This is a genomic window from Neisseria dumasiana, from assembly GCF_022870885.1.
Classification (GTDB): domain Bacteria; phylum Pseudomonadota; class Gammaproteobacteria; order Burkholderiales; family Neisseriaceae; genus Neisseria; species Neisseria dumasiana.
Genome location: NZ_CP091509.1, coordinates 2,605,970 through 2,630,810, shown reverse-complemented (window position 1 = coordinate 2,630,810; position 24,841 = coordinate 2,605,970). Strand labels below are relative to the sequence as shown.

At 53.8% G+C, this 24,841-nt stretch carries 22 protein-coding genes and 1 other RNA gene; 12 read left to right on the top strand and 11 right to left on the bottom strand.

Annotated elements, in window-relative coordinates:
- Positions 1-70 precede the first annotated feature (70 nt).
- The 5 genes from mutS to LVJ88_RS12260 form a co-directional block, all read right to left on the bottom strand.
- Positions 71-2,644, bottom strand: coding sequence for a DNA mismatch repair protein MutS (mutS, locus tag LVJ88_RS12280; protein WP_085418336.1), 2,574 nt, complete (start codon positions 2,642-2,644; stop codon positions 71-73).
- A 205-nt stretch (positions 2,645-2,849) separates the two neighbouring features.
- Positions 2,850-3,746, bottom strand: coding sequence for a polyprenyl synthetase family protein (locus LVJ88_RS12275; protein ID WP_085418335.1), 897 nt, complete (start codon positions 3,744-3,746; stop codon positions 2,850-2,852).
- A complete protein-coding gene (locus LVJ88_RS12270) occupies positions 3,730-3,960 on the bottom strand; it encodes an exodeoxyribonuclease VII small subunit (protein ID WP_085418334.1) in 231 nt (76 codons plus the stop codon). Before LVJ88_RS12270 ends, LVJ88_RS12275 begins: the two co-directional genes overlap by 17 nt.
- A 173-nt stretch (positions 3,961-4,133) precedes the next feature.
- A complete protein-coding gene (gene dinG, locus LVJ88_RS12265; protein WP_085418333.1) occupies positions 4,134-6,263 on the bottom strand; it encodes an ATP-dependent DNA helicase DinG in 2,130 nt (709 codons plus the stop codon).
- A gap of 115 nt (positions 6,264-6,378) precedes the next feature.
- A complete protein-coding gene (locus tag LVJ88_RS12260) occupies positions 6,379-6,858 on the bottom strand; it encodes a hypothetical protein (RefSeq protein ID WP_085358567.1) in 480 nt (159 codons plus the stop codon).
- A 130-nt stretch (positions 6,859-6,988) separates the two neighbouring features.
- Between LVJ88_RS12260 and rnpB the strand changes: the two genes are divergently transcribed.
- Positions 6,989-7,349: RNase P RNA component class A (rnpB, locus tag LVJ88_RS12255), an RNA gene on the top strand.
- A gap of 158 nt (positions 7,350-7,507) precedes the next feature.
- Here the strand turns inward: rnpB and truC are convergent.
- The 4 genes from truC to LVJ88_RS12235 all read right to left on the bottom strand — a co-directional run bounded on the left by truC (position 7,508) and on the right by LVJ88_RS12235 (position 12,592).
- Positions 7,508-8,236 (bottom strand): tRNA pseudouridine(65) synthase TruC, encoded by a 729-nt coding sequence (gene truC / locus LVJ88_RS12250; protein WP_085355600.1) that lies wholly within the window; start codon positions 8,234-8,236, stop codon positions 7,508-7,510.
- Positions 8,237-8,339: 103 nt separating this feature from the next.
- Positions 8,340-9,206: a ribosome small subunit-dependent GTPase A gene (gene rsgA, locus LVJ88_RS12245; RefSeq protein ID WP_085418332.1), complete on the bottom strand. Its 867-nt coding sequence runs from the start codon at positions 9,204-9,206 to the stop codon at positions 8,340-8,342.
- A gap of 203 nt (positions 9,207-9,409) precedes the next feature.
- Positions 9,410-10,585: a phosphoglycerate kinase gene (locus tag LVJ88_RS12240; RefSeq protein ID WP_085418331.1), complete on the bottom strand. Its 1,176-nt coding sequence runs from the start codon at positions 10,583-10,585 to the stop codon at positions 9,410-9,412.
- A gap of 144 nt (positions 10,586-10,729) precedes the next feature.
- Positions 10,730-12,592, bottom strand: coding sequence for a ribonuclease catalytic domain-containing protein (locus tag LVJ88_RS12235; protein ID WP_085418330.1), 1,863 nt, complete (start codon positions 12,590-12,592; stop codon positions 10,730-10,732).
- Positions 12,593-12,842: 250 nt separating this feature from the next.
- On the opposite strand from LVJ88_RS12235, the gene proC reads away from it, so the two are divergent.
- From proC to dksA, 3 genes are all read left to right on the top strand, one after another.
- Positions 12,843-13,640, top strand: a complete 798-nt coding sequence (proC, locus tag LVJ88_RS12230) for a pyrroline-5-carboxylate reductase (protein WP_085418329.1) — start codon at positions 12,843-12,845, stop codon at positions 13,638-13,640.
- Positions 13,588-14,199, top strand: coding sequence for a YggT family protein (locus tag LVJ88_RS12225; protein ID WP_233127562.1), 612 nt, complete (start codon positions 13,588-13,590; stop codon positions 14,197-14,199). Before proC ends, LVJ88_RS12225 begins: the two co-directional genes overlap by 53 nt.
- 200 nt (positions 14,200-14,399) lie before the next feature.
- Positions 14,400-14,816, top strand: coding sequence for an RNA polymerase-binding protein DksA (gene dksA, locus LVJ88_RS12220; RefSeq protein ID WP_054599504.1), 417 nt, complete (start codon positions 14,400-14,402; stop codon positions 14,814-14,816).
- Between the two features lie 377 nt (positions 14,817-15,193).
- Here dksA and LVJ88_RS12215 read toward each other — a convergent pair whose 3' ends face one another.
- Positions 15,194-15,715: a superoxide dismutase family protein gene (locus LVJ88_RS12215; RefSeq protein WP_085418328.1), complete on the bottom strand. Its 522-nt coding sequence runs from the start codon at positions 15,713-15,715 to the stop codon at positions 15,194-15,196.
- Positions 15,716-15,868: 153 nt separating this feature from the next.
- Positions 15,869-16,543, bottom strand: coding sequence for a tRNA (N6-threonylcarbamoyladenosine(37)-N6)-methyltransferase TrmO (gene tsaA, locus LVJ88_RS12210; RefSeq protein ID WP_054599502.1), 675 nt, complete (start codon positions 16,541-16,543; stop codon positions 15,869-15,871).
- 323 nt (positions 16,544-16,866) lie between these two features.
- On the opposite strand from tsaA, the gene LVJ88_RS12205 reads away from it, so the two are divergent.
- From LVJ88_RS12205 to LVJ88_RS12170, 8 genes are all read left to right on the top strand, one after another.
- Positions 16,867-17,502 (top strand): nicotinamidase, encoded by a 636-nt coding sequence (locus LVJ88_RS12205; RefSeq protein WP_085355592.1) that lies wholly within the window; start codon positions 16,867-16,869, stop codon positions 17,500-17,502.
- A gap of 61 nt (positions 17,503-17,563) precedes the next feature.
- Entirely contained in the window at positions 17,564-18,538 is a 975-nt protein-coding gene (gene waaC, locus LVJ88_RS12200) for a lipopolysaccharide heptosyltransferase I (RefSeq protein ID WP_085418327.1), read from the top strand.
- Between the two features lie 170 nt (positions 18,539-18,708).
- Positions 18,709-19,458 carry an electron transfer flavoprotein subunit beta/FixA family protein gene (locus tag LVJ88_RS12195; RefSeq protein ID WP_085418326.1) on the top strand — a complete coding sequence of 250 codons (750 nt, stop codon included), beginning with the start codon at positions 18,709-18,711 and terminating at the stop codon, positions 19,456-19,458.
- 13 nt (positions 19,459-19,471) lie between these two features.
- On the top strand, positions 19,472-20,404 hold the full coding sequence (locus LVJ88_RS12190; protein ID WP_085418325.1) for an electron transfer flavoprotein subunit alpha/FixB family protein: 933 nt from the start codon (positions 19,472-19,474) through the stop codon (positions 20,402-20,404).
- A gap of 64 nt (positions 20,405-20,468) precedes the next feature.
- Positions 20,469-21,521 (top strand): threonine aldolase family protein, encoded by a 1,053-nt coding sequence (locus LVJ88_RS12185; RefSeq protein WP_085418324.1) that lies wholly within the window; start codon positions 20,469-20,471, stop codon positions 21,519-21,521.
- 1 nt (position 21,522) lies between these two features.
- Positions 21,523-22,146, top strand: a complete 624-nt coding sequence (locus LVJ88_RS12180; protein WP_085418323.1) for an IMPACT family protein — start codon at positions 21,523-21,525, stop codon at positions 22,144-22,146.
- 408 nt (positions 22,147-22,554) lie between these two features.
- Complete coding sequence (gene purD, locus LVJ88_RS12175) at positions 22,555-23,826, top strand: phosphoribosylamine--glycine ligase (protein ID WP_085418322.1); 1,272 nt, start codon at positions 22,555-22,557, stop codon at positions 23,824-23,826.
- Between the two features lie 206 nt (positions 23,827-24,032).
- Complete coding sequence (locus tag LVJ88_RS12170) at positions 24,033-24,608, top strand: L-threonylcarbamoyladenylate synthase (protein WP_085355585.1); 576 nt, start codon at positions 24,033-24,035, stop codon at positions 24,606-24,608.
- Positions 24,609-24,841: the final 233 nt, after the last annotated feature.

Genomic DNA, 24,841 nt, shown 5'->3' with positions numbered 1-24,841 from the left:
CGTTGCAGGTGTGCTTGGCGGGCAAACTTTAACCAAAAACACCGTTTCGCAAGCGAATCGGCCACATGTTTTAACCGGCCAAGCCCTTCAATTTATACACCCATTCCAAAGCCTCGCGCGGCGAGAGTTCGTCGGGGTTGACGGCTTTGAGTGCTTCTAATGCAGGATTAGGCGCGGATGCCGGTTCGGTTTCGTTTTCCTCCCATGCCGTATCTTGGTTTTCAGACGGCATCATATTGAAAATATCCATCTGCGGGCGGTTGGCGGCGGCTTGGGCTTCGAGTTCGTTTAAATGTTTGTGGGCGGACTTCAACGCGCGGGCGGGCAGGCCGGCGAGTTTGGCAACGGCGATACCGTAGCTTTTGCTGGCGGGGCCGGGTTCGATGTGGTGCAGGAACACGATGTCCTGCCCTTCTTCCAATGCCGACAAGTGCATGTTCACGGCGGTGGCATGGGCTTCGGGCAGGCGGGTCAGCTCGAAATAATGGGTGGCAAACAGGCTGAACGATTTGTTTTTCTGAATCAGATGTTCGGCGATGGCTTGCGCGAGGGCGAGGCCGTCGAAGGTGGAAGTGCCGCGGCCGACTTCGTCCATCAATACCAGCGATTGTTCGGTGGCGTGGTGCAGAATGTAGGCGGTTTCGCTCATTTCCACCATGAAGGTAGAGCGGTTGCCGGCCAAGTCGTCGGACGCGCCGATGCGGGTGAAAATCTGGTCGATGGTGCCGATTTTGGCTGCGTCGGCAGGCACGAACGCGCCGGTGTGTGCCAGCAGCACAATCAAGGCCACTTGGCGCATGTAGGTGGATTTACCGCCCATATTGGGGCCGGTGAGCAGCATCAGGCGGTGTTTGTGGTCGAGGGCGGTGTGGTTGGCGGTGAAGTGGCGCACTTGCTGTTCGACGACGGGATGGCGGCCGTTGTCGATTTCGATTAAAGGGTAATCGGCAAATTCGGGGCAAACGTAACCGCGCTCTTCGGCGTGCTTGGCGAAGGTGGACAATACGTCCAGCGAGGCGGCGGCTTTGGCGGCTTTTTGAAGCTGCGGTAAGGCCGTCTGAAGTTCTTTCAGCAGGGTTTCGTAGAGTTGTTTTTCCAACGCCAGCGCCTGCTCTTGCGCGGTTAATACTTTGTCTTCAAAGGTTTTGAGTTCGGGCGTGATAAAACGCTCGGCATTTTTCAGCGTTTGGCGGCGTTGGTAATCGGTCGGTGCTTGTTCGGCCTGTACTTTGGAAAGTTCGATATAAAAACCGTGCACGCGGTTGAACTCTACTTTCAAGGTAGATAAGCCGGTGCGCTCGCGTTCGCGGGCTTCGAGGGCGAGCAAAAATTCGTCGCCGTGGTTTTGGATATGGCGCAGTTCGTCCAATCCGGCGTGGAAGCCTTCGTTAATCACACCGCCGTCGCGCAGCCAAACCGAGGGTTCGGGCAGAATCGCAGCTTGCAGTTTTTCGGCAATCGGCAGGGTTTCGGGGAACACGTTTTGCAGGGTTTGCAGCAAACTGCTGCCGCCGGCGGGCAGTTCGGTTTCGGCCAAAACAAACAGGCTGTCGCGCAATGCGGCCAAATCGCGCGGGCGGGCGTTGCCCACGGCGATGCGGGCGGCGATGCGTTCGATGTCGGCAATGTTTTTCAGACGGCCTTGCAGGTCTGCATAATGGTTTTGCAGTTCCAACACCGCCTGCTGCCGCGCCTGAATATGGGCGCGGTGGCGCAGCGGATGGTGCAGCCACAGAGCCAGCAGGCGGCTGCCCATATGGGTGGCGCAGTCGTCGAGCACGGAAAGCAGCGTCGGCGATTTTTTGCCGGTGAGCGTTTGGGTGATTTCCAGATTGCGGCGGGTGGCGGCATCCATGCCGATATATTGGTTTTCGGTTTCGAGCGAGAGGCCGTCGAGATGTTGCGGCAAATGGTTTTGGGTGAGGCGGATATAGTTGAGCAGCGCGCCGGCGGCACCGATGGCGGCGGCATGGTCATCCAAATTCAAGCCGAAACCGAGCAAATCTTGGCAGCCGAAATAATCGGTGAGCAGTTTGGCGGCGGTATCGGCGGCAAACTGCCAATGGTTCAGCCGCGTGATATTGGCCGCCTGAAGCGGCGGTGCGTTTTTGCCGTCGGGCAGCAGAATTTCGGCGGCCTGCAAGCGGGCAAGCTCGTCGGGCAGTTTGTCGGCGGTGGTGAGTTTGACTTTGAATTCGCCGCTTTGCAGCGATGCCCACGCCAAGCCGATGTGCTTTTTGTCGGCACACACGGCCACGATGCGGTTGGTTTCTTTGTCTTCGAGAAACGCGCTGTCGGTGAGCGTGCCGGGGGTAACGATGCGCACCACTTTGCGCTCCACCGGCCCTTTGCCTGCGCCCACTTCGCCGGTCTGCTCGCAAATCGCCACGCTTTTGCCCATTTTCACCAGCCGCGCCAGATATTGCTCGGCGGCATGAAACGGCACACCCGCCATCTTGATCGGCTCGCCGTTCATCTGCCCGCGCGTGGTCAGCGTAATATCCAGCAGCTTGGCCGCTTCTACCGCGTCGTCGAGAAACAGCTCGTAAAAGTCGCCCATGCGGTAAAACACCAGCTTGTCGGTGTGATGCGCTTTGATGTCGAGATATTGCTGCATCATTGGGGAAACGGCGGGTTTGGTCATTTCAGACGGCCTTGTGGTGTGAATCTTGAAGAGGCGTATTGTAGCAAACGGGGCAAGGGTTGAGGCCGTCTGAAAACGTTCAGACGGCCTCGAATATCAATAACGCACGAATATTTGTCTGCACCCTTTATAATATATATTGCTTATTGGCGGTGCGGATACGATTAAGCGGTGATGCAATCAAGCCGGCGGGGGGCTTGCCCAATCAGTTTTTTCGCGCAACCACAAATTGCGCCAATGCGCGCAGGTGTTCTGCTTTTTCGCCGAATCCTTCTAACATTTCCACCGCTTCGCTTATCAGTATTTCGGCGTGGCGGCGGGCTTCGGCCAAGCCCATCAGTTTTACATAAGTCGGCTTGTCGTTATCCGCATCTTTGCCTGCCGTTTTGCCCAAGGTCGCCGTATCGGCTTCGCAGTCGAGCACGTCGTCAATCACTTGAAACGCCAAACCGAGCTTGGCGGCGTATTGATCGGCACGCTGCACGGCGGCTTCATCCAAATCGGGGCAGGCCAGTACGCCTAGTTTGACGGCGGCGCGGATGAGGGCGCCGGTTTTCAGGCTGTGCATGTGTTCCAAATCGTGTTGGTTCATCGGCTTGCCCACGTTTGCCAAATCAATCGCCTGTCCGCCCGCCATGCCGAGGCTGCCCGATGCCTGTGCCAACACGCCCACCATTTTCAGTTGGCGCGCGGGCGGCAAGGCTGTGGGTTGGCTTAACACATCGAAAGCCAGCGTTTGCAGCGCGTCGCCGGTGAGCAGGGCGGTGGCTTCGTCGTATTGGACATGGCAGGTCGGTTTGCCGCGGCGCAGGCTGTCGTTGTCCATTGCGGGCATATCGTCGTGCACGAGTGAATAAACGTGTATCAGCTCCACCGCCGCCATTGCCCGTTCCACCGCTTCGGTATCGGCATCGCCCAATTCGGAAGCGGCCAGCACCAGCAGCGGGCGCAGGCGTTTGCCGCCGCCGAGGGTAACGTAACGCATGGCTTGGTGCAGGGTGTGCGGCACAATATTTTCAGACGGCATCACGCGTTCAAGCACCAGTTCGGCTTGTGCCTGTGCTTTCAGCTGCCATGCTTGCAGATTATTCGCTTTGTTCAAGATTCAGCTCCTTCAGTTCGCCCACATCAAGCACTTGCAGTTTCTGCTCTACTTCGGCCAGCTTGGCTTGGCAGTATTTCACCAGTTCGTTGCCTTCCTGATAGGCGGCCAGCGCGTCTTCCAACGGCATTTCGCTGCTCTGCATGGCTTGGGTGAGGGTTTCTAAACGTTTCAGGGCTTCTTCAAACGATTTGGGTGCGGCAAATTTTTTCATATCGCTAGGCTTGTGGAATAAAGGCGGTATTGTAACATTTTTGCGTAGATGGATTGTGTGGTTATAGAGAAGCAAATGCCGTGAATTGAAATACTGCTATAAGGCCGTCTGAAAACAGCAATATTTTTCAGACGGCCTGTTTTGGTTTTCCGGCTTCCAGCCCTGAAGCGGGCTTAACCTATCCGCTTAAACGGCGGCAGGCAGGCGAGCATTTGACGGCCGTAGTTTTGGGTTTTGACGCGGTTGTCGAGTATGGTAACGCGGCCGTAGTCTTGCTCGGTGCGGATCAGCCGCCCGACGGCCTGCACCAGTTTGATGCTGGCTTCGGGCACGGTGATTTCGATAAAGGGGTTGCCGCCGCGCTGTTCGATCCAGCGGTTTTGGGTTTTTTCGATGGGGTTGTCGGGCATGGAGAACGGCAGTTTGGCAATGATGACCTGTACGCAGGCTTCGCCGGGCAGGTCGAGACCTTCGGCGAAGCTGTCCAAACCGAAAATGATGCTGGCGCGGCCGTCTGAAATGGCTTGGTAGTGTTTTTGCAGCAGCACGGCTTTGGGCAATTCGCCTTGTACGAGCAAAAGCGGCAGGTAGTCTTCGGGCAGGCGCAGGGCGACATCCTGCATTTGTTTGCGCGAGGAAAACAGTACCAGCGTGCCGATGGCTTCGGCGGGCGATATCAGCTTGGGCAGCCATTCGACGATGGCGGCGGTGTGCGCGGCGGGGTCTTTGGGGCTGGCGTGTACGGGCGGGATATACAATTCGCCCTGCGCGTCGAAATCAAACGGGCTTTGCAGGGCGAGCGTGGTGGTTTCGGGCAGCCATTGCAGGCCGGTTTGGCGCAGAATCAGGTTGAAGCTGCCGAGCGATTGCAGGGTGGCGGAGGTGAGCACGGCACCGGCGGCGCGCCGCCACAGGTTGTTGGCCAGATACGATGCGCTGCTGATGGGGCTGGCGTGGAAAAAGTAGTCGTTTTTGTCGTCGAGGCGGCGGGTTATCCATTTGGCCAGCGGTTCTTCGCCTTCGGCGGGCACGGTGGAAAGCAAATCCCATGTGGCGGTGATTTGTTCGATGCGGGCGCGGAATACGCCGAATTCGGTGCTCAGGCGGTCGATTTGGGCGCTGTTTTGGTCTTTGTCGCGGCGGGCGGCAGACAGGGCATCGTTCAAGCTGTTAGCGTGTTTATACAGGCTGCGGGCGGCGATGGCGGTGTTGGATACGGCCAATTCGAGCGCTTCGGGAATTTTGCCGTCTTGCCATAACCACACCGATTCGTTGCTTTCAGACGGCCTCAATTCAGGCTCTTCGGATAAATGGAACTGCCATTCGTGCAGGCTTTCGAGCAGTGCGGCGGCGGCTTCGTCGGTAAGGTTCGCCAGCTCGGTTTTGTCGGTTAACGCGGCGATTTTGGCGATAACGGGCGGCAGCTTTTCCAACGCCCACACCGCTTGGTTCCACGAATGCTCGGCGGCAAACTGGCTCAGGGCTTTTTTGGGCAGGTGGTGCGCTTCGTCGATGCAGTAGAAGCTGTTTTCGGGAGCGGGCAGAATCACACCGCCGCCCATGCTGATATCGACCATCAGCAAATCGTGGTTGGCCACGACGACATCAACGGTTTCCAGCGTGTCGCGGGCGAGATAAAACGGGCATTCGGGGCGGTTGGGGCAGGCGGCTTTGAGGCAGCCGTAGTTGTCGTTGTTCACCTTCATCCAAACGGTGTCGTCGATTTTTTCCGGCCAAGTGTCGCGGTCGCCGTTGAAGCGGCGGGCGGAAAATTCGTCGGCGATGTCGCGCAGCAGCTTCAATTCTTCGGGCTTGGGTTTGCTGTCCCACAGCACGGCGGGGGCTTCGAAGCCGAGCAGGTTTTGCTGGGCGTTGCTTTGGGTGAGCTGGTAGAGTTTGTAGGGGCAGAGATAGCGTCCGCGCCCTTTGGCAAGCGCGAAGGTTAATTCCAAGCCGCTTTGTTCCACCAAAAACGGCAAATCGCGGTCAACCAACTGCTCTTGCAGGGCAACGGTGGCGCTGCTCACAATCAGCCGCTTGCCACGCGTTTGCGCCATGATGCCGCCGGCCAAAAGATAAGCCAAACTTTTGCCCACGCCGGTCGGCCCTTCCACCACCACAATGCTCTCGCCTTCGCGTTTGGGCGCTTCTTCGCCTTCGGCGCGGGTTTGCGTGCGCGAAAAGGCGTTGGCAATGGCTGCAATCATCTCCCGCTGCGCGGCGCGCGGGCGGAAGTTGGGCAGGTTTTTACCGATGTTTTGGTAATGGTCGCGGATGGCGTTTTTTTCTAAATCGGTGAGCATTGAGGCCGTCTGAACATAGCTGGCAAGGGAAAAGTGTATTTTAGCATTGATTATAGAGAAGGCCGTCTGAAATGCTGTTTTCAGACGGCCTGAAACTTTTATGACAGGCGGCGGCTTAGGGGCGGTTTTGTGTGGCCAGCCAAGCGGCGATGTCTTTGCCCAAGGCGTTGGCGGTGCGGTAAAGTACGGTGCACGAACCTTTGAAACCGGCAAACATGCCGCCCATGGAGTTGCGGTTGAACGTGGTTTTATGCACGGGTTGGCCGTTGCGGTAAAGCTCGCCGTAAACCGACATTCCTTTTGCATGGCCGATGAAAGCATTGCCTGCGCTCATGGCCGAAGTGATGTGCAGCTTGGCATAAGATACCTCGGGGTCGGTGTTGCCGTCGCGTATAACCGTTATTTGATTTTCGCGTGCATATTTTTCAACGGCTTGAGACAAGCGGCTGCCGATTTCGGTGCATTCGGACGTGATGCGGTTATCGATACGGCTTTCGTCTTCATAAGGAACGGTTTCTGCGATATGGATATCGGCGGCGGAGGCAAAAGCCGCCGCGCTGCCCATCAACAGGCAAAGTAAAACGCTTTTGTGCATGATTGATTTTCCTTGTAGATGAATGAAATCGAGCGGGTTTTATCGTTACTGCACCAACAATTATACCCCTGATTATTTGTTTTGATGAAGTTTGCCGCGCCATCTGCCGTGTTATAATCCGCCGTGCATACAGGCCGGGCAGACAGCCGCCGCGCAACGTATAAAGCCTGCGGGGAGGAAAGTCCGGGCTCCGAAGAGCAGAATGCCGGCTAACGGCCGGGCGCAGTAATGCGACGGAAAGTGGAACAGAAAGCAATACCGCCAATGGCTGCTTCGGCAGCACAGGTAAGGGTGAAAAGGTGCGGTAAGAGCGCACCGTGCACTTGGTAACAAGGCGCAGCAGGCTAAACCCCATTCGGAGCAAGACCAAACAGAACGCATTGACGCTGCTCGCCGAGCGTTCGGGTAGGTTGCTGGAGCGTATCAGCAATGGTGCGCCTAGAGGAATGGCTGTCCGACGACAGAACCCGGCTTACCGCCCGACCTGTATGCCCCCATAACGGATAGGCCGTCTGAAATGTTTCAGACGGCCTATTTATTTTATGGTCAATAACTTAGCTTTAATGCAAGGCAGCAACGCCGTAATAAAAGTCAAGCGGATTGACGATAAAGGGCGGTGCCGGCAACCGGCTTGTCTGCACCAAGGGCTTTAGGGCGGCGGTATCTGCCAGCCGAAAGCGCGGGCGAGCTGCTGCCATTGCCCGTCAACGTCTGCACAGACGGTGATTCTGCCGCTGCCGTCAGGCTTATTGAATGCCAGCGTGCGGGCATGAAGCATCAGGCGCGTGCTGCCGGTATGGGCGGCAACGGCGCGGTTTTGGGCATTGTCGCCGTGGGTGGTATCGCCCACAATCGGATGAAAGATGTGTTTCAGATGGCGGCGCAGCTGGTGTTTGCGGCCGGTATGCGGTGTGAGTTCTACCCATGAATAGCGCGAGGTAGGATAGCGGGCGGCAGATTGGAACGGCTGTTCGGTTTGAGCAAGGCAGCGGTAGTCGGTTACGGCATGTTGTGCGGGTTTGTCGGGGTCGGAAAAGGGGTCGGCGATTTTGTCGGCTTCTTCTTTGAGCGGATAGTCGATGCGGCCGCTGCCGTTCAGATGGCCGCGCACAACCGCCCAATAGGTTTTCTGCACGGTTTGCTGCTCGAATTGCCGCGACAGCAAGTGTGCGCTTTCGCTGTCGAAGGCAAACAGAAGTACGCCCGAGGTCGGGCGGTCGAGCCGGTGGACGGGATAGACATGCCGGCCGGTTTGGTCGCGCAGGGTCTGCATCACAAAGCGGGTTTCGTGGCGGTCGAGCCAGCTGCGGTGCACCAACATGCCCGCAGGTTTGTTGACGGCTATACAGAGGGTGTCGCGGTAAAGGATGTCGAGCATAGGGATGGCCGGATGGATTGGGCAAAGGTTTCGGGCCGTCTGAAAAAAGTTTGATTGGCTGTATAGTTTGAGAATCGGTTTTTCAGACGGCCTTTGCGTATGGTTAGCGCAGCAGTTCGTCGGTAATGCGCTGTAAAAACGCCAGCCGTGATTCGCGTATTGCGCCTGTTTCGGCTGCCGCTTTCACGGCACATCCGGGTTCGGCGCGGTGGGTGCAGTTGTGGAAACGGCATTGTCCCGACAAATGGCGCAAATCGGGAAAATATTCGAGCAGGCGGGGCGCTTCGAGATGGAACAGGCCGAATTCCTGCAAACCGGGCGAATCGATTAATTTGGTTTCGGCATCAATATCATACAGGCGGGCATGGGTGGTGGTGTGTTTGCCGGAATCGAGCGCGGTGGAGATTTCGCCCACGCGGGCAGTCTGGCTGCCGAGCAAAGCGTTGGTGAGCGTGGATTTGCCCATACCGCTCTGCCCCAGAAAAATATTGGTGTAGCCCTGCATCAAAGGTTTGAGTGCGTCGGCGTGGTCGAGCGCGCAGGTTTCGATTACGGGGTAGCCCAATGATTCGTAAAAGCCGAGTTTTTGCCGCCAAGCGTCGGTTTCGGGTAAGTCGGCTTTGTTCAGCACGATCACGACTTCGATACCGGCGGCTTCGGCAGCCAGCAGCGCACGCTGGATCAAGGCTTCGTTGGGGCCGGGCACGGCGGCGGTAACGATAAACAGTTTATCGACATTGGCGGCAATCAGTTTGGTTTTCCAAGCATCTTGGCGGTAGAGCAGGCTTTCGCGCGGCAGATAATCTTCGATAACCGCCTGTTCGTGATTGATGGGGCTGATGTGCACCCAATCTCCGCAGGCAAAATCAACGCGTTTTTTGCGGGTGGTGGCATCATATTGAATGCCGCCGGGGGTGCGCACGGTATAGCGGCGGCCGTAGCTGGCGATAATCTGGGCGGTGTCTGGCATAGGTTTGAGATACTCGGATGGGGAAAGCGGTTTATTTTACAGGATTTTATATCTAAGGCCGGCTTGAGTTTGCAAAGGCCGCAGGCCGTCTGAAACCGTTTATGGTCAATTCACTTAAATAAACGGTTTCAGACGGCCTGCAACGGGCATTCAACAAAAACAGGGAAAGCCCGTGCTTTCCCTGTTTTCACATTCTGTCGGGATTAAGCGCGTTTTTCCAAAACCGCCACGGCAGGCAGCTCTTTGCCTTCCAAAAACTCAAGGAACGCACCGCCGCCGGTGGAAATGTAGCTGATTTGGTCGGTAATGCCGAACTTGGCAATCGCCGCCAAAGTGTCGCCGCCGCCGGCAATCGAGAAGGCGCTGCTGTCGGCAATTGCTTTGGCCAGCACCTCGGTGCCGCCGGCAAATTGGTCGAACTCGAACACACCCACGGGGCCGTTCCACACCACCGTGCCGGCTTTTTTCAAGGCTTCGGCCAAGGCTGCGGCAGATTGCGGGCCGATGTCGAGAATCATGTCGTCTTCGGCCACATTGTCGATATTTTTTACCGTTGCTTCGGCATCGGCGGCAAACGCTTTGGCCACCACCACGTCGGTCGGCAGCGGCACCACGCCGCCTTTGGCCGCCATTTTTTCCATGATTTTTTTCGATTCTTCCACCAAATCATGTTCGGCCAACGATTTGCCGATGGGCTTGCCCGCAGCCAGCAGGAAGGTATTGGCGATGCCGCCGCCGACGATTAATTGGTCAACTTTGTCGGCCAAGCTCTCGAGAATGGTGAGTTTAGTCGATACTTTGCTGCCGGCCACAATCGCAGCCAGCGGACGGGCAGGCTCTTTGAGGGCTTTGCCCAAAGCGTCTAATTCGCCGGCCATCAACACACCGGCGCAGGCCACGGGCGCGGCTTGGGCTACGGCTTCGGTAGAGGCTTGGGCGCGGTGGGCGGTGCCGAATGCGTCGTTCACAAACACGTCGCATAGCGCGGCATAGGCTTTGCCCAATTCCAAATCGTTTTTCTTTTCGCCTTTGTTGATGCGCACGTTTTGCAGCATGGCGATTTCACCGGCTTTGAGCGCAGGTTTGTTTTCGCGCCAATCGTTCAACACCTTCACTTCTTTGCCCAACAGTTTGCCCAAGTGGGCGGCAACCGGCGCTACGTCGTCTTCGGGGTGGAACTCGCCTTCGGTGGGGCGGCCCAAGTGCGACATCACGATCACCGCCGCGCCGTTGTCCAAGCAATATTGAATCGACGCGAGCGATGCGCGGATGCGGGTGTCGTCGCTGATGGCACCGTCTTTAAACGGCACGTTCATATCGGCACGGATCAATACGGTTTTGCCTTGTACGTTTTGTTCGGTCAATTTCAAAAATGCCATGTTCGGTTTCCTTGTCTGAAGTAAATGAAAGCAATCAGCCGCATTATGCGGGAAGCGGAAAAAGCGGTAAAGGCGCGCAGCCCCAACGGTTGATTTGCGTCATGATTACAATGGATTACGCAAAACCTTGCAAACTGATCCGCATCAAGCCGCATCAGGCACAACGGTTTTCAGGTAGTTCAGCGCGATAAACTGTTTGTCTGCATCCACTTCCGTTACCGACAGCAGCATCTGCGATTTGGGCAGCGCGTCGAACGGAATGCCGGTGGCGCGGGCCACCAGCGGCAGGCCGTCGATACGCACCAAGTCTTCTTTCAACAGCGTGGCTTTCAGCTCTTTGATGTTTTCCTGCTGCACATACACCAAGCTCCAATAGCTTTCCATCTGCCGCTGGAAATCGGCATAGGCGGTATAGGCCGAATCGAAATCGCGCAGGGCGGCAAACAGGTCGGCATCGTTGTGCTCAAACAGCGGCAGGCCGTCTGAAATCAGGCTGATAAGCTGTTTTTGGTTGATGTAGTCGGCGGCGCGGCGCAGCGGCGAGGTAAACCAGCCGTAATGTTGCACGCCCATGCCGCTGTGCGGTTCGGATTTGGTGCTCATGCGCACTTTGCTGTTGCCGGGCTGCACACGGAACAGGCCGGGCAGGTGGTTGGCATCGAGCATTTCGGCCCATGTGCTGTTGGCGAGAATCATCATTTCGCTCACCAATGTGTCGATGGGCGAACCGCGTTCGCGGCGGGCCACGCCTACGCTGCCGTCTGCGTTCAATTCGATGCTGTAATCGTATTGAACGGCGCGTTCCGGCTCGTATTTGCCGCGGGCTTTTTGGCGGGCGACGGCAAATTGGTGCAGCCAGATTAAATCGCGGTGGTGGTTGAACATGGCCTGCCCTTCGGCATCCAAACCGGTTTCGGTATTGAAATGCGGCTCAATGGCTTGAATACGCAGGTTTTCGGCGATGTAAACGGCTTCGATTTTATGTTCGGGCGCGCCGATGTTGAAGTCGGCGTCCACGTCGAAATAAATGCTCACGGCGGGGCGGTATGCACCGGCATCGAGGCTGAAAGAGGCAATCCAGTTGTCGGGCAGCATGGTGATTTTGCCGCCGGGAAAATAGGCGGTGCTTTGGCGTTCCATGATGATGCCTTCGATACCGCTGCCGGGCTCGACGGCCAACGAAGGCGCGGCAATGTGGATGCCGACGCGTTTGCTGCCGTTGCCTAAATCGGTAACGCTGATGGCATCGTCCACTTCGGTGGTGCTGTCGTCGTCGATGGAAAATGCCTGCACGTCGGCTTTGGGCAGGTCGGCCAAAGCGGGGACGGCGACATCGGGAAAGCCGGTGCCTTTGGGGAAATGCTTGATTTCAAAGCCGTCGTAAAGATACTGCGGAATCGAAGCCACGCCGCCGGTTTGCATGGCGAGTGCCAGCGGAGCGAGTTTGAGCGCGTCGGCGGCTTTGGTGAAGGCTTTGTAGGTGAGTGCCTGTTTGTCGGGCGCGTGCAGGATGGTTTTTAAGTCGGCAGCGATTTCAGACGGCATCTGCCCTTGTTTCAAGGCTTCGGCCCAGCTTTCGATTTGCGCTTCCTGCTGCTTTTTGCGCTCGATGGCGGCCAGCGCCTGCTTGAGGGTTTCTTCGGGCGCGGCTTTGAATACGCCTTTGGCCTTTTTGTAGAAGTACATCGGCGCGGCGTAGAGGGCGATCAGGGTGGCGGCCAGCTCGGTTTTGGCGGGTGCGTGGCCGAAATATTCTTCGGCGATGGCTTCGGCGGTGAATTCTTCTTCGCCGCACACTTCCCACAGCAAATCGGTGTCGATGTCGGCGGCTTCGGCTTGGGCTTTGTTCAGGAAGTCGTCGAGCGGGGTGTCGAATTCGACAAATACGTTGGCGGCTTTAACTTTGGTGCGTTTTCCGTGCTGGGTGTCGGCCTGATAGTTGGCATCGTTTTTTTGAACGACGGTCGCCACTTTGAATTGGCCGGATTCTTCGTAAAATATGTTCATAAATAAAATAGATGGGCGATAAGCTTGCGCCGGGAGGCCGTCTGAAAAAACGGCGTGGGTGTATGGCTTATCAAATTGCTGAAAAGGCGTGATTTTAACAGGAATCGCTTAGGCTTGTCGGCGTTGTGGCGTTCAGACGGCCTTTTCCAAAATATTTTCTGCCGTGATAGTGGCAATCTTTCGCTGCGGTAACGGTGGCAGGCGGTTTCGCTATATACTGGCGGCTCGACACGTTTGAAAGGAGCGGACGATGACCATTTATTTTTTAGGCGGCGGCAATATGGCGGCCGCTATTGCAGGCGGTTTGGCCAGACAGGGCGGATACGCGCTCCATATTGTGAACCGCGGTGCGGAAAAGCGCGAACGCTTGGCGCGCGAGTTGGGTGTGCCGGTATCGGAAGCCCTGCCCCAACTGCACGGCGAAGACGTGCTGGTGTTGGCCGTGAAGCCGCAAGACATGCAGGCAGCGTGTGCGGGTGTGGAAACCAACGGCGCATTGGTCATATCGGTGGCGGCCGGATTGAGTGTCGATACCTTGAGCCGCTATCTCAACGGCACGCGCCGTATTGTGCGGGTGATGCCGAATACGCCCAGCGGGGTCGGTTTGGGCGTATCCGGGCTGTTTGCGGGCGACGGAGCCACTGAGGCCGACAAACAGCTGGCGGCGCAAATCATGCTTGCGGTCGGCCAAGTGATGGTGGTGGAAGACGAAGCCCAGCTGCACGCCGTTACCGGCATTACCGGCAGCGGCCCCGCCTATGTGTTTTATCTGCTCGATGCCTTGAAGAAAGCTGCCGTTATGCAGGGTTTCGATGAAGAAACCGCCAATCAGCTCAGCTTGGCCACCTTTAAAGGCGCGGTTGCGTTGGCCGAACAAAGCGGCGAAGATTTCAGCGTGCTCCAGCAAAACGTTACCTCCAAAGGCGGCACCACGTTTGCCGCGCTGGAAACTTTTAAAGCCCGCTCGGTAGCCGAAGCGATAGGCGAAGGCGTTGATGCGTGCGTGGCGCGTTCACGGGAAATTACCCGCCAATTCGAGGCCGTCTGAAATGTTGTCTAAATTATTGATTCTGTTTTCAGACGGCCTGGCCATCGTGTGTTTGGCCCGTTGTCTGCTGCAATGGGCGAAGCTCGATTACCGCCATCCGTTTGCCCAATTCTGCACCCATACCACCGATTGGCTGGTGAAGCCGCTGCGCAAGGCCGCCCCGCCGTTAGGCCGCTGGGATACCGCCTGCATTTTGGCCTGCGTGCTGCTCTATTACACCGCCTTTACGCTGATTTCATTAATCTCGCTGCCGGGCGGTTTCGGCATAAAAGTGATCGCCGCCAATCTGTTTTTCACAGTTTTAAGCATGTTTAAAGCCGTTGCCTATGTTTTACTGTTGGGTTTGGTATTGAGAATGGTGCTGAGTTTTCAAAATCCATACTCATTTTTACAAGTATCTTTGCATAAAATATTTGAACCATTGTCGCGGCCTTTTGTCTTTTTAAAATTCGGACGCTACGATTTTTCGGGCAGCGTTCTGGCATTGATGCTGTGGTTTTGGTTAAGTGCAATCCTGCCACAGTTGACCGCCAAATTGAATTTATGGCTGTTGAATTGATATATCAATGAGTTAACCCGTTAGAGAGGCCGTCTGAACAAAAACACCGGGCGCGGAGCAGGCTTAAAATAAGGCATATTCATAAAACCGTGATATGATGCCCCCGCACAAAAAGGTTAAATCATCGAAAAATCAACAACAAACCTAAAAGCGGGCTTTGAATCGAAGCCTACCGTCCAACAGAGAAAGAAAGAACTACCATGGCAAAGCTCACAGAACAAGACATCCTTAATTGGAACGGCTCTGAAGAAGACTACATGAATGCGGACCAACTGGCTTTTTTCCGTGAGCTGTTGGTAAAACTGCAAGACGAACTGATTGCCAATGCCAATGCCACCACCGGCCATCTGCAAGAGCACGAATCCGCTCCCGATCCCGCCGACCGCGCCACTCAGGAAGAAGAATACGCCCTCGAGCTGCGCACCCGCGACCGCGAGCGCAAGCTGTTGAGCAAAATCCAAGCCTCCATCCGCAGCATCGACGAAGGCGACTACGGTTTCTGCCGCGACACCGGCGAACCCATCGGTCTGAAACGCCTGCTTGCCCGCCCCACTGCAACCCTTTCGGTTGAAGCGCAAGAACGCCGCGAGCAGATGAAAAAACAGTTTGCTGATTGATTCATTTCAAACCGGCAGTTCAGGCTGCTGAGGCCGTCTGAAAAAGTTGCTTGAAACCTGTTTGATTTAAACCGAAGGCCGAACCTTTTAACTAAGGTTCGGCCTTCGGTTTTGTCTTGTCCGTTGAGATTTTTCAGACGGCCTTACCGGCACAGGCAAAACATGGCGTTATATATAATCAACCAATTTAACTTCGACTACGGCGTTTCTGCGCCTTAGCTCAAAGAAAGCGACGGCGTAAGCCGCTGAAGCGGTAACAGACTCGGTTCCGTATTAGCTGTGCTGCTTGGGCTTGCTGCCTCGTATGAAAATTAAATTGATTGGCTATAAGCTTTGAACACCATTCATATCCGGGGGCAAAGGTATTGTGCCGTTTACTAACGGATCACTCCGCAGGCCATGCGTCCGCCGCCGCCGCCCAAAGCGGAGGGGTGGTCGCTGTAGTTGTCGCCGCCTTCATGAATCATAAGCGAGTGGCCGCGCAGGGTGTTGATGTTTTTGATGCGGGGAGCGACAACGGGTTGCACATGGCCGTTGGCGGCTACTGCCAATGCGGGTAAGTCGCCCAAATGGCCGCTGTCATCCCACGGACCTTTGTGTGCGCCGGTTTTGTGGGGATCCCAATGGCTGCCCGCTCCGTGGCCGGCAACGAGCTTGCCTTTGTTTGGTGCGGGAGCGCAGCTGGGGTGTTCGTGAACGTGAAAGCCGTAAATGCCTGCTTTCAGCCCTTTCAGGTGCGGGGTGAAGACGGCACCGTGCTTGCTTTGGCTGATGTGGATTTCGCCTATCGGGGTGTCGCCTTTTTCGAGGTCGAGCAGCGACACCGGTACGATAATCGGATTTTGTGCAAAAGCATGGGCAGACAGGCAGCACAATAAAGTTGCAATGAGTTTTTTCATGTGGTTTCCTTCGATTTGTGTTGGGATAAATGGTTGGAATACTTGGTAAATATTAAAGTTTGTGTATTCGTTTAATGATATGAAAGAATGGGATGGTTCTGTTGGCGTTTCATGCGAAAGGTTTCAGGCCGTCTGAAATATTTCCGATGTTTGTCAGGCAGGCGTAACGGTTAATATCAGGGCTTGGCGGCCGTTGATTTGAAAAGTTACTTCGTATTGTGCAACCTGCATCACATAGATTCGTTCGGGAATATCTTGATAGGCGGGGCGCGGGTCTTGGGCGATACTTTGGCTGATCAGGTTGCGTTCGGCGGATGTTAGCGCGGTATGGCTGCAATCGGCCTGCCACGTTACGCTGAGTTCTTCGGGTTTAACGGCGGCGAAACCGCCTGCGGCATCGGGTTTGGCTTCTACAAAGGGAATATAGGGTTTGATGTCGATAACGGGCGTGTTGTCGAGCAAATCGGCACCGCTGCAATAAAGGCGCACGGGTTTGCCGGAGGTTATGCGTTCGAGTTTCAATAGCGAGAGGCCGATGTGGTTGGGGCGGTGGGGGCTGCGTGTGGCGAAAACGCCCATTTTCTGCTTGCCGCCCAAACGCGGGGGGCGCACCAGCGGCGACCAGCCTTCTTCCAATACGTCGTGAAAAATAAAGCTGACCCACACATAATCAAATGCTTCCAAACCGCGCACGCTGTCGGCGGTAAAGCTGTTGTTTAATTCGATGCAGACTTCGGCGGCAGGCACCAAACCGGGTTGGCGGGCGATGCCGAATTTTTGTTTGTAGGGTGAATGTACGGTGCCGATGGAAGTGATGGTGTATTGCATAGATGCCGTCTGAAAGGCTTTGAAAGGCGGCTATGATAACACCGATACAGCAAATAAACTTTATTTCTGCTGTGGCGTTGCTGCGTCTTGTTGCCTCGTATTAAAAATAAGTTGATTGGCTATATACATCTTTAACCGTACCCATATCGGGTGTTCGCAAAGGTATCGGCCTTTGTGTTGCGCTCGGTAAGCAAATGTCTGCCGCTGTTTTTGCAGTGCGGGCAGTATGGAAAATGTAGTGCGTTGAAAGGGTGGCGGGCGGTGCTGGGCATCTGATTTTTCGGCTATAATGTCAGCTGCCTTTTAAGACTGAGAGCATATATATGATTGTGTCGATAGACGTTGATGCACAGAAAACCTTTTCCCCGTTGTGTCCGGATGAATTGCCGGTGGCGGAAGGCGATACGATTGTGGCGGAATTGAACGCCCAAGCGGCATTGGCGGATTTGCGCGTGATGACGAAAGACGCGCACAGCCCGTTTGCGAAATGGATAGTGCAAGACGCTGCCGATATGCTCCGGCCGACGGGTATGCCGGAAGCCGACTTAACATGGGTGCCGCACGCAATAGTCGGCACAAAAGGCTATGAATTGCTCGATGGTTTGCCGTCTGCGCAAGACTATGATTATTGCGTATGGAAAGGCGTTGACCCCGAATACCACCCTTACGGAGCATGTTTTCACGATATTGGAGAAAAACTCAGCACCGGTTTGTTGGAGTGGCTGCACAGTAAAGGCACAACAATGGTTATTGTTGGCGGTTTGGCAACCGATTATTGTGTAAAGACCACGGTGTTGCAGCTGATTAAAGGCGGCAATTGGCAAGTATTGGTTAACGCGGCTGCCTGCCGCGGCATTGCGCCCGAAACGGTTGAATTGGCGTGGAACGAAATGATGGATGCCGGTGCCGTGGTGCTCGAAAATGCTGATTCTGTTTCAGATTATATTAAAAATCAATAGGTTGTATTTTTATTCAAGATGTTTCACGTGAAACATCGGTTTGAAAAGATGAGGTGGCGTGATGAAAGTTTTGCTGGTTAGGCTGTCGAGTATGGGCGATTTAATCCATACGCTGCCTGCGGTGGACGACTTGTCGCGCATGCGTCCGGATGTGGAGCTGCACTGGTTGAGTGAAGCGGCTTTTGCCGATATCGCCCGACTGCACCCTTTTGTCAAAAAGGTTCATGTTATGCGCTGGCGGCAATGGCGCAAAGGGTTGGCGCAATACTCGGTGTGGCAGGATATAGGCCGTCTGAAAAACGATCTTCAGCAACAACGCTTTGATTTTGTGTTGGACAGCCAAGGTTTGGTAAAAAGCGCGGTTTTTGCCAAAATCACTCAGGCGCCCGTGAAAGGCTTGGGTTTCGGAAGCGCCCGCGAACGGTGGGCGGCGTTAATGTATAACCAAACTTATACGGTTCCTAAAGGTCAAAATGCGGTTTGGCGCAACCGTGTTTTATTTGCGCAAGCCTTTGGTTATGAGATGCCGTCTGAACAGCGTTTCGGATTGGTTGTGCCGCAAGAAGGTGCGTTAAACGGATTGCCGCCCCGGTATTATGTTGCCCTTCATGCAACCAGCCGCGACAGCAAGTTATGGCCGGTCGGGCATTGGGTGGAGTTGCTGCAAAAGCTCCATGATCGGGAAGAATGCGCCGTTTATTTGCCTTGGGGTAATGAAACCGAAAAACTCAGGGCGGAAAATATCGCTGCCAAGCTGCCTTTTGCCAAGGTGTGCGATAAATTAAGCCTGCTTCAGGCGGCCTGTCTTTTGGAGCGGGCCCAAGGTGTCGTTGGTGTGGATACCGGTTTGCTGCATTTGGCTAATGCGTTGGATCGTCCTGTGGTGGGGATTTACACCGATACAGATCCTGCAAAAACCGGTGTTCAGCCTTCTGCTTGGGCGGTAAATTTGGGAAGAGCCGGAAATATCCCCGCTGTGGATAAGGTATATACGGCATTGATTGATTGTGTGCATAACAAAAATGAGGCCGTCTGAAAAATAAAAAAGCCGCTAGGTGTTGGTAAGCCGTTTATCATCCGTCCGGCAAGTTGGGAATATAAACCGACAGACTGTTTCTGTAAGGAAGTTCAAAGCAGGTTTCTTACAAAAACATGTTTATCAATTTACCAGCCGCCCCAAGTGGCGGCCGGGTTTAAGGAGCGTTCATGAAAGCACTGGTGGCAGTGAAAAGAGTGGTGGATTACAACGTAAAAGTCCGCGTCAAGGCAGATGGTTCGGATGTGGATATCGGCAATGTGAAAATGTCGATGAATCCGTTTGACGAAATTGCTGTTGAAGAAGCCGTGCGTCTCAAAGAAGCAGGCAAAGTGAGTGAAATCGTAGCCGTTTCTTTGGGCGGCAAAAAAAGCGAAGAAACCCTGCGCACGGCACTGGCAATGGGTGCAGACCGTGCCATTCATGTTGAAACCGACGGCAAGCTCGAGCCTTTGGCCGTGGCCAAACTGCTTAAATCAATAGCAGATAAAGAGCAGCCGCAGTTGTTGCTGTTGGGTAAGCAGGCTATTGATGATGATGCCAACCAAACCGCCCAAATGCTGGCTGCGCTATTAAATGCCTCTCAAGGCACATTCGCATGCAAAGTTGAGCTGGTTGATAACGAAGTGTTGGTTACCCGTGAAATTGACGGCGGGGAAGAAACCGTAGCCTTGAAATTGCCTGCAGTGATTAGTGCAGACTTGCGTTTGAACGAACCCCGTTTTGTGAAGCTGCCCAATATTATGGCGGCAAAGAAAAAGCCTTTGGAGAAGTTTTCTCCTTCAGATTTGGGTGTGGATATCAAACCCCTTATGCATGTCGTGAAAGTAGCCGAGCCTAAGCAGCGGAAAGCCAGTGTGAAAGTAAGCAGCGTTGCCGAATTGGTTGAAAAACTGAAAAACGAAGCTAAAGTTATCTGACGGGAGAGGCAAAATGAATATTTTAATTATTGCAGAACACAATAATCAGCAATTAAACCCCGCCACCCTTCATGCCGTTACCGCAGCTTCTAAAATGGGCGAAGTGCATATTTTAGTTGCCGGCAGCGGTGCGGCTGCAGTTGTAGAAGAAGCAAAACACATCAAGGGCGTTGCAAAAGTTTTATCGGCAGAAGCCGGCCATTATAGCGAAGGTTTGGCAGAGGAACTTGCTCCGTTGGTTGTGAAGCTGGCTGAACATTATCAAGCTGTCGGTGCAACGGCTACTGCTTTCGGTAAAAACCTTTTGCCCCGCGTTGCTGGGTTATTGGATGTGCCCCAAGTTTCAGATTTAACCGAAGTGGTTGATAACAAAACATTTACACGCCCTATTTATGCAGGCAATGCTTTTGAAACCATTCAAATTGACGCGCCCAAACTGGTTTTGACCTTTAGAGCCGCCTCTTTTGATGCGGCGGAAAAAGGCGGCGATGCAGAAGTGGTGAGTGTTGAAGCCGCTCCTGCTCAAAATTTAAGCCGTTTCGTGGAAAGAAAGCTGGCTCAATCCGATCGCCCCGAGCTCACGCAGGCTAAAGTAGTGGTATCCGGCGGGCGGGCTTTGGGCAGTGCCGAGCAATTCAACGCATTGATTACGCCTTTGGCGGATGCGCTCGGAGGCGCAATCGGTGCGTCTCGAGCAGCGGTTGATGCAGAATATGCGCCCAATGCCCTTCAGGTAGGTCAAACCGGCACGGTAGTTGCGCCGCAACTGTATATTGCGGTGGGCATTTCAGGTGCGATTCAGCATATTGCCGGTATGCAGGACAGCAAAGTGATTGTTGCCATCAACAAAGACCCGGACGCACCTATTTTTAACGTGGCGGACTACGGTTTGGTGGGCGATTTATTTGAGATTGTTCCCCAGCTTACCGATGCATTAAAAAGTTAAATGTTTCACGTGAAACAGGCCGTTTGAAGTTTTTCAGACGGCCTTCTCTCATTGAAAGCCTGTTATGAAGCCGCTGCATAATCCTCAATACATTTCTTTTGCTTCCGATAATTATTCGGGCGTGTTGCCTGAAATCATGGATGCTTTATCAACAGCTAACGGCGGCCATGTGGGAGCGTATGGAAATGATCCTTATACCGAAAAATTACAAACGTTGGTTCGGGAGCATTTCGGTGATAAAGCCCAAGCGTTTCCTGTTTTTAACGGAACGGGCGCAAATGTGTTGGCGTTGCAGGCATGTTTGCCGCGTTGGGGGGCGGTAATATGTGCCGACACGGCGCATGTTCATCATGATGAAAGTACCGCTCCGCAAGCCGTGGGCGGATTTAAATTGTGGCCTGTGGCTTCGCTTGGCGGCAAGTTAACCCCTGAACTGATTGCTCGGGAGGCTTATGGGTACGGTTTCGAGCATCGTGCCCAACCTTTGGCAGTCAGCATTACCCAGTGTACGGAATTAGGCACGGTATATAGGCCGTCTGAAATACAGGCGATTGGTGAGTACTGCCGTGAGCGCGGAATGGCATTGCATATGGACGGTGCCCGATTATCTAACGCTGCTGCGTCGTTAGGTGTTTCGCTGCGTGAAATCACTGCCGATGTCGGCGTGGATATCGTGTCGTTTGGAGGCACCAAAAACGGATTGATGTTTGGCGAATGTGTGATCGTGCTGAACCCTGAAAAAATTTCAGACGGCCTGCCCTATCTGCGTAAGCTCAATTTGCAGTTGGCTTCTAAAATGCGTTTTGTATCGGCACAATTTGTTGCGTTGCTTTCAGACGGCCTGTGGTTGCGCGCGGCGCAGCACGCCAACGCGATGGCAGCAAGGTTGTTGCGTGGTTTGTCGGCAATAAACGGCATTGAATTTGTTTCGCCCGTTGAAGCAAACGGAGTATTTGTTCGTTTGCCCAAAGGCGTCGCAGAAAAACTGCATGAACAGTTTGTTTTTTATGATTGGGACAATGAAGGAACCGTGCGCCTGATGTGCAGTTTCGATACACAGGAATCCGATGTCGATGCACTGATAGCCGCAGCCCAAAAAAGCGTAGAGGCTGTCTGAAATGGCCGAAACAACAACTTTTCACACCATTGCCGCGCCGGTTGAGGCCGAGTTTAAAGATAAAGGCAGCCGTTTCATCGCTTATGCATATCCGGTGCAAAGCACGGCAGAGATCAAAATCCATGTTGAAGCCTTGCGGGAAGCACATCATAAAGCCCGACATTGGTGTTATGCCTACCGCTTGGGCACAGACGGTAACCGGTTTCGCGCCAATGACGACGGAGAGCCTTCCGGCAGCGCGGGTAGGCCGATTTTGGGTCAGATTGATTCGGCAGGATTAACCGATGTTTTGATTGTGGTGGTGCGTTATTTCGGTGGAACCCTTTTGGGCGTGCCGGGCTTGATTCATGCCTACAAAACAGCCGCTGCCGAAGCTTTGAAATCAGCAGAAACGGTTGAAAAAAATATAGAAAAAACAGTATGGCTGCGTTGTGCCTATCCTTATCTCAACGATGCAATCCGAATCGCCAAGCAACATCAGGCCAGCGTTATAGCCCAAGATTTGCAGCTGGATTGCCGGTTAACCGTTCGCATCCCTTTGGCACATTACGAAGCATGTGTGGCAGCATGGCAGCATACTAGAAATATCGAAGTGCATACCGACAGCGAGCACGACATCGTTTGAATAAGCACGGTGTGCGGCCGTCTGAAAGCCTGAGAGACCTTTATATAACATATAGTCAATCAACTTTAATTTGGATGCAAGGCAGCAAGCCTCAGACAGTGCACGCAGTATGGAACCGATTCTGTTGCCGCTTTAGCGGCAATCGTTTTCTTTGTGCTAAGGCGCAGCGACACCGTAGCTGAAACAAAGCTTATTCGTTATCAAACCCATATGCGGCGCATTTGGCATTGTGCGCCGCGTCCGCTCGGATATGTTTGTATTCGCTGTGCAGCTTCAATTTGAAGCGCATGTGAATGCGAAGGTTTTGCAAAGCCTTCACCCTGCCGCACCTGCGCGGCATGGAGAAAATCGGCTATAATCCAATGCTTATATGTACACTTTTAAACAGGCGTCAATCAAGGAAACAACATGAAATTACTCGTTATCGGCAGCGGCGGGCGTGAACATGCGCTGGCTTGGAAGTTGGCACAAAACCCCGATGTGGAAACCGTATTCGTGGCTCCCGGCAATGCAGGCACGGCAACCGAACCCAAGCTCGAAAATTTGGCACTAACCGCCCACGCCGATTTGATTGATTTCTGTAAACGGGAAAATATAGCTTTTACTTTGGTTGGCCCTGAAGCACCTTTAGCCGCAGGTATTGTGGATGATTTCCGCGCTGCCGGTTTGAGAATTTTCGGCCCTACCCGCTATGCCGCACAGCTGGAAAGCTCCAAAGATTTTGCCAAAGCATTCATGGCGAAATACGGTATTCCCACCGCTGCTTATCAAACTTTTGAAGATGCACAAAAAGCACATCAATATGTGCAAACCAAAGGTGCGCCGATAGTGATAAAAGCCGACGGTTTGGCAGCGGGCAAAGGCGTGATTGTTGCCATGACGGAAGACGAAGCGCATGCCGCCATTGACGATATGTTGCTCGGCAATAAAATGGGCAATGCCGGTGCGCGTGTTGTGATTGAAGATTTTCTGCAGGGCGAAGAAGCCAGTTTTATTGTGATGGCAGACGGCAATCACGTTTTGCCGATGGCTACCAGCCAAGACCATAAACGCCTGCTCGACGGCGACCAAGGCCCGAATACCGGAGGCATGGGGGCATACAGCCCTGCGCCGGTGGTTACGCCGGAAGTATATCAGCGTGCCATGAATGAGATTATTCTTCCTACCATTGAAGGGATGAAAGCCGAAGGCCATGAGTTTACAGGGTTTTTATACGCAGGTTTGATGATAGATCAAAACGGTGCGCCCTTTACCGTTGAATTTAACTGCCGCTTCGGCGACCCCGAAACCCAACCGATTATGAGCCGTTTAAACAGCGATTTGGCAGAGCTGGTTGATCAAGCCATCGAAGGCCGTCTGGATACGGCCGTGGCAGAATGGAACGAACAAACAGCTGTCGGTGTGGTGTTGGCCGCAGAAAACTATCCTGAAACCCCTAAAAAAGGCGATGTGATTACCGGATTGGACACAGCCAATCAAATAGGAAAAGTCTTTCATGCCGGCACGGCGCAAGATAATAACGGCAATGTGCTTACCAACGGCGGCCGGGTATTGTGCGTGGTAGGTTTAGGTTCGGATGTGGCGGCTGCTAAAGCCAAAGCTTATCAAGCCCTTGAGCATATTCATTTTGAAGGCATGCAGTATCGGAGCGATATTGCCGACAAAGCCATTAAAGGCTAAAGCATGATGCAATTGGTTTGCCGAGGTTTTTTTTAGTCAATTCCGAAGATGCAAACCAAAGGCGCGGCAAGATAGAACATCTTGCAACCATTGCTCAATCGGTAATGAGTCGGTGTTTGTGCAAGTCTCAGGCCGTCTGAAACTGCGTTCAGACGGCCTATGCTCTTCTTTGATCAATAAAATCAGCCATAAAAGGTTTGGATAATATGAACACAATCAAATATTCCCGCGTGCTTGCCGCATCTGCCCAAAGCAGGTTGCGTGCACATTTAAAGCGCGGAGGATTGGTGGCTTATCCAACCGAATCTTGTTACGGGATAGGCTGCTTACCGCAGCACCCACTTGCGCTAAAAAAGCTTATCCGTTTAAAAAAACGCCCACAAAACAAAGGCATGATTGTGATTGGCAGCAGTTTGCAGCAGCTTCTGCCGCTGCTTGAGAAGCCGTCTGAAAAAACGGTGGATATGCTTGAGACCACATGGCCGGCTCCAACCACTTTTTTGCTTACCTGCCGCAAACAACCGGTATTATTGCGTGGAAAAGGCCGTAAAAAACTGGCAGTCAGAGTGCCGGCACATCGGCAGGCACGGCAGTTGTGTGCCTCACTTGCCACGCCTTTGGTATCGACTTCGTGTAACCGTTCGGGTGGCAGACCCTGTAAAAGTGAACGTGAAGCCCGTAGGCAATTCGGGCGCAATGTATGGGTGGTGGGAGGACGAACAGGCGGTTATCGGGCACCCAGCCGTATTATTGATGCGGATACGGGTAAACGGTTGCGATAACTTGTGGATGTCTTTGTAACATTCTCAGATGTGGATGCAGTCCAAGGCGTATCGTCAATCAACTGAATTTTTAATTCAAGCCAGCAAGCCGCAATCAATACAGCTAATACGGGACCCGATTCTGTTGCCGCTTTCGAGGCTTACACCATCGTTCTCTTTGAGCTAAGACGCAGAAATACCGTAGTAAAAATTAAGTTGGTAGGCCATAAAACAAAAGGGCGGGTTTGAACCCC